Origin of the sequence: Veillonella sp. CHU732, from assembly GCF_003992085.1 — a bacterium.
Lineage (GTDB): Bacteria > Bacillota > Negativicutes > Veillonellales > Veillonellaceae > F0422.
This window is the reverse complement of sequence record NZ_RQVC01000020.1, coordinates 18,173-30,395: the sequence shown is the minus strand read 5'-3', so window position 1 is coordinate 30,395 and position 12,223 is coordinate 18,173. Positions and strand designations below refer to the sequence as shown.

8 protein-coding genes are annotated in these 12,223 nt (G+C 39.0%); 6 read left to right on the top strand and 2 right to left on the bottom strand.

From position 1 onward, the window contains the following. Positions 1–366: 366 nt before the first annotated feature. The 5 genes from EO121_RS07995 (at position 367) to EO121_RS07980 (ending at position 8,278) form a co-directional block, all read left to right on the top strand. On the top strand, positions 367–6,225 hold the full coding sequence (locus tag EO121_RS07995) for an ESPR-type extended signal peptide-containing protein (RefSeq protein WP_127167309.1): 5,859 nt from the start codon (positions 367–369) through the stop codon (positions 6,223–6,225). 453 nt (positions 6,226–6,678) lie between these two features. Further along, complete coding sequence (locus EO121_RS07990) at positions 6,679–7,071, top strand: hypothetical protein (RefSeq protein WP_127167307.1); 393 nt, start codon at positions 6,679–6,681, stop codon at positions 7,069–7,071. A 168-nt stretch (positions 7,072–7,239) separates the two neighbouring features. Continuing rightward, a complete protein-coding gene (locus EO121_RS08685) occupies positions 7,240–7,386 on the top strand; it encodes a hypothetical protein (protein WP_164725900.1) in 147 nt (48 codons plus the stop codon). Further along, positions 7,386–7,778, top strand: coding sequence for a type II toxin-antitoxin system death-on-curing family toxin (locus EO121_RS07985; protein WP_127160917.1), 393 nt, complete (start codon positions 7,386–7,388; stop codon positions 7,776–7,778). Before EO121_RS08685 ends, EO121_RS07985 begins: the two co-directional genes overlap by 1 nt. Positions 7,779–7,894: 116 nt before the next feature. Continuing rightward, positions 7,895–8,278, top strand: coding sequence for a thioesterase family protein (locus tag EO121_RS07980; RefSeq protein WP_127167306.1), 384 nt, complete (start codon positions 7,895–7,897; stop codon positions 8,276–8,278). A 625-nt stretch (positions 8,279–8,903) separates the two neighbouring features. Here EO121_RS07980 and EO121_RS07975 read toward each other — a convergent pair. Both EO121_RS07975 and EO121_RS07970 read right to left on the bottom strand, forming a co-directional pair. Continuing rightward, a complete protein-coding gene (locus EO121_RS07975) occupies positions 8,904–9,500 on the bottom strand; it encodes an ECF transporter S component (RefSeq protein WP_127167304.1) in 597 nt (198 codons plus the stop codon). 12 nt (positions 9,501–9,512) lie between these two features. Next, complete coding sequence (locus EO121_RS07970) at positions 9,513–10,352, bottom strand: pyridoxamine kinase (protein WP_127167302.1); 840 nt, start codon at positions 10,350–10,352, stop codon at positions 9,513–9,515. Positions 10,353–10,664: 312 nt separating this feature from the next. Here EO121_RS07970 and EO121_RS07965 point away from each other — a divergent pair, with 312 nt between their 5' ends. After that, on the top strand, positions 10,665–12,221 hold the full coding sequence (locus tag EO121_RS07965) for an ABC-F family ATP-binding cassette domain-containing protein (RefSeq protein ID WP_127167300.1): 1,557 nt from the start codon (positions 10,665–10,667) through the stop codon (positions 12,219–12,221). Positions 12,222–12,223 lie beyond the last annotated feature (2 nt).

The window sequence follows — 12,223 nt, the reverse complement described above, 5'->3', positions numbered from 1 at the left end:
GTATAAAATACAGTAGGAGTTATATACAGGATTATAAAGGGCACAAATGAGCGTTTAGTAGAATCATCAAAACGTGTAACTTGTGATAAAAATAGGGGGGGGTAAATAGTTCTTTCCTATATTTATTGCAAAAAGTGCATAAATTAATCAAAATACGCATTGATATTTTTCGATGTATTGGGTATAATATACTAGACAATATGTGTGATTATGTAATAGGTCTATAACCTATATATAAATGAAACACATGAAAAAACATTAAGTATGTGAACAACTAGCTAACAATGTATATTAGCTGGCATAACAAAAGTAATTTCGTTATAGTTATTTTTTTGGTGATTAGTACAACAGGAGGAAACATCACAAATGAACAAGTTATTCAAAGTTATTTGGAGCAAATCCAAGCAATGCTACATCGTAGTATCTGAAGTAGCAAAAAACACGACAGGTAAAAAGAAAATTGCTGTAGCTAGCGTATTGGCTGCATTGACAGTAAGTGCGCAAGTAGCAACGATTCAAGCGGCGATTCCAGAGGGTACAAGAAACGGCGGTGCTTCCTTAGCATTGGTAAATAGCGCAACAGCTACAGGTTCTGGTGCAATGGCAATTGGTGAAACAGCAGCAGCAGGTGCTACTAACTCTCTTGCAGTGGGTACTAACACAGTGGCTAATAGCGGTGGATCGTTAGCCATTGGTAATAATTCCAAATCCACAGGTGTAGATGCAGTAGCCGTAGGTTCTGGAGCGATTGCAAAAGAACAGGGCGCTGTTGCACTTGGTAATAATGTGCAAGTATTGACTAACAAAGCAGTTGGTGTAGGTTTCGATATCAATGTACGTAGTGCAGGTGCGTCAAACATCGGTTATAAATCTGATGTAGATGCGAACCAAGCAACAAGTATCGGTGCACGAAATAGTATTTCAGCCGACGCACAATATGGTAGTGCATTAGGTTATTTCGTAAAAGTAACTGCTAAAAATGCGGTAGCCATCGGTTCCAGTAATGATAACAGAGGTAACAGTGATTCAGGTAGAACATTGGCATCTGGAGTAAGCGCAGTAGCTATCGGTACATCTACTCATGCGGAAGGATTACACTCTCTAGGTATGGGTACTTTTGCAGCAGCAACAGCTGAAAACTCAATTTCCTTTGGTACAAGTTCATCCGCTAGCGGTGTACAATCCATTGCCATCGGTAGTGCTATGAGAGGCGCAGATGCTCCTAATGCATCTGGTGAAAAATCCATTGCGATTGGTACAAATACATCTGCGAATTCTGCTACTGCCCTTGCTATGGGTTCCACAGCAACAGCATCTGGTGTAGCAGCTACTGCTATCGGTACTGATGTATTAGCAAAAGAACAGGGCGCTACAGCAATTGGTAATGAAGTTAAAGTAGAAACTAATAAAGCAGTAGGTATTGGTTACCAAATCAACGTAAAAAAAGCTGGTGCTACTAACATTGGTTATACATCTGATGTATTTGCAAACCAAGCCCTAAGCGTGGGTGCTCGAAACACAGTAGAAGAAAATGCACAATACGGTACTGCACTTGGTTATTTCGTAAAAGTAACTGGTAAAAACGGTGTAGCTATCGGTTCCAGTAACGATAACAACGGAAACAGCGATGAAGGTAGAACATTATCTTCCGCAGATAGTGCAGTAGCGATCGGTACATCTGCTCATGCAGAAGCAACTAGCTCCGTAGCAATTGGTACAAAAGCGAAAGCACAATTGGCTCACTCCGTAGCATTAGGTGAAGGTTCCACAACAACAGAAGCTGATGGCAATGCTACAACTGGTTACTTAACAAAAGATGCTGTGAATAACTCTGGTAATGGTATCATCTCCGTAGGTAATGGTAGCAACATTGTTCGTCGAATCACTAGCGTTGCTAGCGGTACAAATGATAACGATGCAGTGAACGTAAAACAATTGAAAGCATTACGTAACGCATCCCTAAGCACAGTAACAGTGGTAAATGGTGCTACATCTAAAGACTTAGTGCCTAACACAACAGAAGGTGCTGCAGACGCTAATAAAGTAAAACTAGTAGCAGGTAAAAATATCACGTTAACAGCGAATGGTAACTCTGTAACAATCGATGCTAAAGGTGGAGCAGGCTCCATTGAAAGTGGCAATAGTGATGCTATCTCTGTCAATACAAGTGCAGATGGCAAAGTAACAGTGACTCCTAACTTGGCATCCAACGTGAATGCAGCTGGCGATGCAAACAAATTGGTAACAGCTGGTAAAGTAAAAGAAGCCTTAGCTGACAAAGTAAGCAATGATACATTAAATACAGAATTAGCGAAAAAAGCAAATGCTGCTGATGTAACTAATTTGACAAACAATAAATTAGATAAAACAGCTGAATTGCATGTGAAAAAAGGTACATATGCAGTAGCTACTGATGGATCTGTAACATTGGATAAAGCAGATGGCACAGGCACTGTGAAAGCTGATGAAGCAGTAAAAATTACTGGTTTAGCAAGCAAAGCAAAATTAGATGAATTAAAAACTGCTGTTGACGGTAAAGCTGACAAATCCTATGTAGACACTGAGCTTGGCAAAAAAGCTAGCACAGCTGATATGAATGCAGCGTTGGCTGATAAAGTAAGCACAGCAAAATTAAATGAAGAATTAGGCAAAAAAGCAAATGCTTCTGATATTACTAACTTAACAGCTGATAAAGTAAGCAAAGCAGATGAATTGCATGTGAAAAAAGGTACATACGATGTATCTGATGCTGGTACTGTAACTTTGAAAAAAGTAAATGGTACTGGTGCTGAAGCAGCAACAGAAGATGTTATCATCCAAGGTCTTGCAAGAAAAACTGAAATTACTGCGATTAACACAGAATTAGCTAAAAAAGTAAGCAAAGACGATTTCGCAGCTGAGAAAAACCGTGTGAATACTGAACTTGGTAAAAAATTAGATACGGCTACATTTGAAGCAGAAAAAGCAACATTGGCAACGCGTGATGACATCAATTCATTGAAAGATGTAATCGCTAACAAACTTGATAAAGACACGGCAGATAAATTTATCGCAGGTATGGGCAACAAAGTATCTACTGAAGATTTAAATAAAAAATTAGCAGCTGCAGATAAAGCGAATAGTGATAAATTAGATGCCGCTAAAGAAGAGTTGAACAATGCTATTACAAATGCTACTGCTGATAAAGTAAGCAAAGCAGACGAATTGCATGTAGTGGCAGATACTTACGAAGTAGATCAAACAGCTGGTACTGTTACATTACGCCAAGAAAATGGCTTGAACGAACCAAAAGCTGATAAAAACTTCACAATTTCTGGTATCGCAACTAAAAAAGATGTGACTGATTTAACAACTAAAATCAATGCAAAAGCAGATCAAACAGCTCTAGATGCATTGACTACAGAAGTAGGCAAAAAAGCAGATGCAGCCGATGTAACTGAAAAATTAGCTAAAAAAGCTGATGCAGCAACTGTAACAGCAGAATTAGCTAAAAAAGCGGATGCTGACACAGTTAATGCAGCGATTGCGAACATGAGTGGAAACAAAGTCGATAAAACTGATGAGTTACATGTGAAAACTGGAAACCCATATACAGTAGATGCTGATGGCAACGTCACTTTAAAACAAGAAAATGGCGAAGGAACAGAAGCAGCTGGTAAAGATATTGTTATCGAAGGTATCGCATCCAAAGCTAAATTAGAAGCTTTAGACACTCGTGTAGGCACTGCTGAAGGCAAGATTGATACACTAGAAGGAAAAGTAGCAACTAACGAAGAAAAATTAGGTAAACTTGATGACAAGTTAACTGATGTAAAAGCTCTTGCAGACGAGAATAAAGGTAAAGTCGATGCATTAACAACAAAAGTTGGTACTCTTAATGACAAATTAGCTGATCATGATACAAAACTTGACACTGCTAACAATGAAATTGAAGGTATCAAACAAAATATCACTAATAACCTTGCAACTAATGACGCTGTAAATGAAAAATTAGAAAACTTAAAAACTGAGTTAGGTGCTAATACAGTATTACATTTTGCTGGCGATAAAACTATCGATGATAAGGGTACTGCAGATGATGCTACAGATGATGACAATGATGCACATAAATTGTCCTTGAACTTGAAAGATCAAACATTAAAAGTAAAAGGTACTGCTAACGAAATCGAAACAACAGCAAAAGGTGATACAATTACTGTAGGCTTATCTAAAGCTGTTAAAGATGATTTGGCTAAATTGGCGGGTCTTGGCGATACAACATCCGAAGGTCGTGATGGTAAAGCAGCGACTGGTAAAGCGGCAGATGCAGCAGATGCAACAGCAGCTGATAAAGGTATCACTGGTCAAGATGGCTTGAATGGCAAAACATTAACTGACAAAGTAAATGCATTGCGTAATGGCGAAGCTGGTCCGTTAGTGTACACAGATGCTGATGGCAAACGTCTAGTGAAAGCTAATGATGGTAAATACTACTCGGCAGACGATGTTGACGAAACTGGTAATAAAAAAGGTGCTGCTACACCAGTTACTGGTGATGACCTTCACGCAAGCGTGATGAACCCAGAGGGTGCCGATAAACCAATTACATTATCCAACTTAAAAGATGGAAAAGTAGCTGCAGACTCCAAAGATGCTGTGACTGGTAACCAGTTACATACAGCAAAAGATGAAATTGCTAAGGCTCTTGGTGGTGATGCTGCTGTTAACGAAGATGGAACATTAAAGGCTCCAACTTATAACATTACAGATGCAAGTGGTGCTACTACGGCAACTGCTAATAACGTAGGGGATGCTTTAAAAGCTCTTAATGATAAAATGAATGAAGCACACGCTGGAACTGGTGCTGATATTGAAAAAATGAAAAACCTAGAAGGTCTTACCGCTGAAGGGGAAAAGAAACTCAAAAAATTAGCAGGCGATGCTGTCGATGTTAAGGGTGACAAAAATATTACTGTTACTTCTACAATAGAAGATGGAGTTAAAACATTCCATGCTACATTGAGCGAAAAAATTACATTTGGCAAACATGATGCAAATGATCCTAATGGAGATCATTCCGGAGATCCTGGTGTAGAACTTGATGGACACGAAGGAACTATCGTAGCTGGTGATCCAGATGGTAAAACAGCTGTTAAAATCGATGGTAAAGACGGTAGCGTAACAGCTGGCACAGGCGACAATGAAGTTAAGCTAGATGGTAAAGATGGCAAAGTAACTGTAGGCAATCCAAAAGGCGAAAAATTTGTTGAACTTGATGCAAAATCTGGTGGCGTAAAAGCTAATGAAGGTACTTTCGGATCTCCAGCAGATGATAATGGTGTTCCAACTAAAGAAGGTAAAAACACTACAAAAATTAATGAAGATGGTGTATCTGTAGTAGGCACAGGTAAAGATGGCAAACCAGCTACAGTAGGTATCAAAGACGGTCGTGTAACAGCTGGTGATCCAGTAGATGAAAATGGCATTCCTAAAGAAGCAGCTTCTGCTACATCTATGGATAAAGATGGTTTCTCCGTTGCAACTAAAGATAAAGACGGTAAAGTATCTAAAGTTGACATCAAAAATGGTGGTATCACAGCTGGTGTTCCATTAGATAAAGACGGTAAACCTGCAGATAACGGTACTTCATCAGTATCTATGGGTAAAGATGGATTCTCCGTAACTTCTAAAGATAAGGACGGTAATGTATCCACTATCACTATCAAAGATGGTAAAATCAGTGGTTTACAACCAGGTACTGCAGATACTGACGTAGCAACTGTTGGCCAAGTAAAAGAAGCTATTGGTAAAACAGCTGAAGTATTAGAAAAAACAGCTCAACGTGTTGACCAAGTAGGCGCACACTCTGCAGCATTAGCAGCGTTGAACCCATTGAGCTATGACCCAATGAGAAAATCTCAAATCATGGCAGGTGTTGGTACTTACTCTGGTAACCAAGCATTGGCATTAGGTCTTGCACACTATGCAAATGAAAACTTAATGGTAACGGCTGGATTCACAATGGGATCTGGTAAGAGCATGGCAAATCTTGGCGCTACATATCGCTTCGGCAGTGGAGAACATGATGACCTTCCAGAACGCTACAAAGGTGGTCCAATCTCCTCTGTATATGTAATGCAAGATGAAATTGCAGAATTGAAAGCAGAAAATGCTAGAAAAGATGCAGAAAATGCAGAAATGAAAGCACAAATTAAAATGCTTATGCAACGCATGGGTATGGCATAAAAACTAAATAACAATAGTTAAAACTGAATAACAATAGTTAAAAGTTAACTATGCATACCAAAAAGTGGGTACCAACGTCAGAAGACGTGGTACCCACTTTACTTATGTGTATTATAGAAAAGTTCAGGACATTGTTAAGGGAATGAAATGCAATGGGATTGTATTACGCACCTAGATGTCTATAATGGATTGTAGACGGGACGTATACATTGATACTTTCACAGAGAGATAGGGGACAGAACTATGGTAGAGGAAATTTCAGAAATATTTAAAAAGTTTACTGATGAGGATAATGAGATTGTTCGTAGATTTATAGAGACGGATCCTGATAGTGATGATAGGAAAGTTCACAATTAATTAATTGCAAAAATTAGAGAGCGCTATGATGAACCAGTTTGCCGAGATTATGTAGAACATAGTGATACCATTCGCTTAATTCCTTTAGAGAAGGCTTTGAAATATTGGGGATTTACTGAATCATTAAGGGAAATGTTTCCCAATGCTGTTAGGGACTGTTCTCGTCGGGAAATTTTAATTACAGATGTGTTACTTGAAAAGCTTAGAGACAAAGGTAAGACTGTACAGCGATTATTTGCTTTGGCAACTTATGATGGATTGAGTAAAATTCTTTCCCCTGTAATAAAAAATTGGATTTATAAAACTAGTTATGGATTTTATGTGTATCCATATTGTGGCAGAATTATTTTTGATGATATAGATATGGGATTTCTTGATTATGAAAGTAATACAAGGGGATATTATATTATCATTGATTTTGATATAGATGCAGTAGGTAAAATCCATACATGTCTATCTTTAAGAGAGAAATATCATGGGTTACTGTAAAACTCTTGCAAGAAGGTTAATGTAAGTCCTTTATGAAAAAGTTAGTGTAAACTGTTTATGGGAAAAATAAAATAGAAAATATCCAATAAAAGTGTTAGAATAGAGTCAAATTATATCTAGTATTAACTATAATACATGTAATATGGTTATGAGATTTAGGAGGTTATGATGAATACAGATAATACAAATAATAAAAAAAATATAAAAGTTATAACTAGTGAGAATAATAAGGAATTAGAAAAAAGGCTTAAAGAACTTTCACAAGAATTGATTGTAGAAAACTATGAACTATATAAAGAATTAGAGAACTGCTAATGCATACAATTATTCACCTCTTATTACAAGATATATTGAACTTTCATTCTGATCTTGAAAGACAGTTTGTGTTAGCTCCTGGAATACGAAATATTGGATTATTAGAGTCAGCTATTTCTACACCATTTCAATCTTTCGGTGGATGTGATTTATATCCTACAGTGTATGAAAAGGCAGCACAATTATGTAGAGGAATAACAAAGAATCATCCATTTGTAGATGGAAATAAGAGAACGGCTTTGCATTGTATGTTTATATATTTAAAGGTTAATGGATATATAATTAATGCTACTCTAGAAGAAAAGAAATCTTTAATTATTGATATAGCTTCTGGTGAAAAATCTTATGAAGATGTTGTTAATTGGCTTCGTATGTATGCAGAGCAAATATAAAAAATATTTTTATCTTTAAGAGGAACAGTTATATATAATAGAAAAAATCTCCCCAAAAGTGCTAGAATGGAATCAAATGATATTCTGTATTAATTATTGATTGGAAAGGAGTTTCTATGGCAATCGAGATTGGACAAGTTGGTATGGCTACGGTGATAGTGGAAGCTAACAATACAGCGGAGTACATGGGTAGTGGTACCTTACCCGTGTTTGCGACACCTGCGATGGTAGCATTGATGGAGAAAGCAGCCTATACAGGGATTCAAGGTGATTTAGGTGATGGCGAAGGATCCGTAGGGATTCGTATGGAAACAAGCCATGAAGCAGCTAGCCCATTAGGTGCAACTATAACTGCAATGGCAACGATAGTAGCTGTTGACGGTAGAAAAGTAACCTTTGAGGTAGTCGCTAAAGAAGGTGAAAAAGTTATCGGTCGTGGTACACATGAACGGTTTATTATTAATAATGAGAAGTTTATGTCTAAGGTCGTCGCTAGTTAAGTTATGTAGCCTGTGGCGATGTGAATAATAGATGAAAAAAGCCCGTGGCACACGTCTTCAGAAACGGTATTTCATAATGTTTCTTCAGACGTATACCACGGGCATTTTGTTAGCTTATTTACCTAATATGAGTCGATACAAGGCTACTACACATAACGACGTTCCTCTCAGATTAAGGAACTTTATAAGGTTTGCTACGGAACATATCTTGCTCTTTTAGTGCTTTCCTGTATTAGAAAAAAGAACGCCACAGACCTTCTACGTCTAACGGCGTTCGATGTAAATATTTATCTTTAAAATTAAACAATTTGCACAAAATATGCTATACTTATAAACAAGAGAGTCAGTAACGTGTGTTGGGCTCGTCTCTTCCTATAACGGGAGGAGGTGATACTATGACAAAGTTCGAAAAAATCTATTTGATTATTTGTATTTTGACATTAGTAGTTCAAATCATTGATTTATGTAAATAGTCAATGAAAACGCCTAACGAATGAGGTCTCGCACACCTCAATACGTTAGGCTATTTCAATTTTAGTACCTTGAGATGAGCCTAACGCCTTCGACACGTTATTGGCTCTCTTTTGTTATGTCTAGTATACCATATTTTCAACGGTATGCCAAATTATTTACGAGGGATGCGGCGCAAGATAGGGATTAGTAGCAAGGCAACTAAGATGCCGATGCCGCTGGTTAGGAAGGAGGCTGGTAGTCTTGTGACGGCAGCGATGTAGCTGTCGAGCACGGCCCACCAGGCTATGAAGTACCCTGCCGCTGTCCAAATAGCACCTACTAGCATAGCTAATAAGATACGAGGAGTAGATACGGAACGAGCAGGAACGGTAGGTCTCCAACCTACTGTTAATAAGCCCACGATCACGCCTGCTAATCCTTTAATCACGATGGAGAATAGGGTGTATTGGGAATGCCCCATGATAAGGTCAAAGATGCCAGATCCGATGGCTCCAGCGAGGCCCGCATAGAATCCGCCGAATACGGATGCTATGGAGAATAGAGCGGCGGAACCAAGGTGCACCATAGCGCCTGTTGGTAAAGGTACTTTAATAGTCGTAAATACGATGCATAAAGCGGATAATAATCCGATATAAATGATATCTTTTGTTGTAGATCTTGAGCTAGTAGATATAGCCGGTTGTGTATGCTGAGATGTTGCTGTGTTAGTAGCTTGAGTCATATCATTGTTTGTTTTGTAAGTGTTCATGAAACCTCCTAATTATGGATTGGGAATAGAAATTAAACGATCTAATAGCAGTTCAAGGGCTAAGCCGTCACGAAGAGAACCGATTGTTTTGTGGGTGAATTTGACTGCCTCTGTAGTAAATTGACCGGCAATGCGAGATGCCTCTTCTGGTGTATAGCCACGTAGTACGAGGGCCGTCAAGATAGCTGTGAAAGTATCACCCGTTCCGTGTGCTTTCACTTGTACTAATGGATTGGATACCCATGTGATAGTATCGGTGCTGCCACGATAGACGGCGATGAGGGCAGAGTCCTCCGATGGCAAACTGGATAGGACCACATATTCGGGGCCTTGGGCGTGTAAACGGCGGCACATGTCATAGATGACTTCTTCTGATTGAGGTGTTGGATCATAGGGCATGTCTAAGAGGAAACAAGCCTCTGTGTAGTTTGGCTTGATGATGAACGCTTTGGTGATGAGTTTACGCATTTCTTTCACCATTTCATCATTGTAGATGGAATACAGCTTACCATCATCTGCCATAGCAGGGTCCACCACAACGAGTTTATCTTTGCCGAACCGTTCGATAGCATCTTCTACGAGACGAATTTGTTCAGGTGATGCGAGGAAGCCACTTTGAATGGCATCGAAGGTGATGTCGTTTTTGTTCCAACAGTTGTAGAAACTTTCAAGGTGATCCGTAATGTCCACCAATTCAAAGTTAGGATACTCTAAATGATTGCAAAGCACTGCTGTTGGTAACGGAATCGGTTGGCACCGTAGGGCACTCACTAAAGGGATGAATACAGTGAGTGAACAACGACCGACAGAACTCATATCTTGTATGGATAGTATAGTAGGTACGTGATTCATAGGACACTCTCCTTTTGTTTGTAATAGATACCTTCACATAACAGCACCACTATGATGCTTGTAATATATGTTTTCCCATTCTTATAGTTATGGATAACATCTTGGGGCTTGTTACCTAGTAAACAAAACCTGTACAGGCGCACTATATGTGAAGAAGGATATTCTAAGAATGCTCTTAGTATACACTTCCACAGTGTCATACGTAAATACACAGAAATTATAAAAGTATCAGGACAGATATGTAAAAACTAGAAATTATTGTCATGTTAACGTATAATAAAGAGATACATAACAATAGTTTGGAGATTGAATATGAGTGTTTTAACTGTAACCAATGTAACCCATGGATTTGGGGCAAGACAAATATTAGATGATGCATCTTTCCGTTTGCTGAAAGGAGAACACGTGGGCTTAATCGGAGCCAACGGAGAAGGAAAGTCCACCTTTTTAAATATCATTACGGGCCATTTGATGCCCGATGAAGGCAAGGTGGAATGGTCAAACCAAGTGACGGTGGGCTATTTAGATCAGCACAGCGTTCTAGAGAAAGGGATGACCATTCGTGATGTACTGCTAGGGGCCTTCGATTCTCTCTATGGTATTGAGCAACAATTGCAAGATGCCTATTTAGAAATGGGCGATTGTTCTGAGGACAGAATGAATGAGCTCATGGAGCTTACCGGCGAATGGCAAGAGATGTTAGAGCAACGTGGCTTCTATGAAATCGATGCGACCATAGAGCGAACTGCCCAAGGCTTAGGGCTGATGGATATTGGTCTTGATCGTGATGTCATGGATTTGAGCGGCGGTCAACGGACGAAGGTATTGCTCACAAAGTTGTTATTAGAGCAACCTACTATTTTGTTGTTGGATGAACCGACGAACTATTTGGACGTAGATCATATTAAATGGTTGCAAAATTATTTGCAAAACTATGAAAATGCCTTTATCTTAATCTCTCATGATGTGGAGTTCTTAAACTCTGTTGTCAATGTGATTTATCATATCGAACAAGCACAGCTCACAAGATACACTGGCGATTATTATCAATTCTTAGCGGCTTATGAAGTAAAAAAGCAACAAGCTTTACGTGCTTACGAGCGTCAACAACAAGAAGTAGCAGATATGAAGGATTTCATTCAACGCAACAAAGCTCGTGTAGCTACTCGTGGTATGGCAAACTCCAGAGCAAAGCGCCTAGAAAAAATGGAAATCCTAGAGAAACCACAAGAAAAGATAAAACCATCCTTTGGGTTTAAAGAAGGACGTACACCGAGTCGTTTTATCGTAGATGCGAAGGACCTTGTTTTGGGCTATGATGAGCCATTGACACGTCCTGTAGAAGTGGTGATCGAACGAGGTAAGAAAATCGCCATCCAAGGTGTGAATGGTTTAGGGAAAACGACTTTATTAAAAACCTTGTTAGGCATGATTCCGGCTTTATCTGGAAATATTGAAAAAGGTGAGTTTTTACAAATTGGTTACTTTGCCCAAGAAGACAGTCGAGATAATTCGAAAACTGCGTTGGATTACATTTGGGATGCCTACCCGTCCTTGACGAATTCCGAGGTGCGTGCAGCTCTTGCTCGATGTGGACTTACCAATGAGCATATTACGAGCCAAATGCGTGTCTTATCTGGTGGAGAAAATGCAAAAGTTCGTCTCTGTAAATTGATGCAGGAATCCTATAATGTACTTGTATTGGACGAACCGACGAACCATTTAGATGTAGATGCGAAGGCAGAATTGGCACGGGCATTGCAGGCTTTTAAAGGGACGATTGTTCTCGTCTGCCATGAACCAGAATTTTACGAATCTTGGGTGACCGATATTTGGACCATCGAAGATTGGACTACGAAAATTATTTAGGA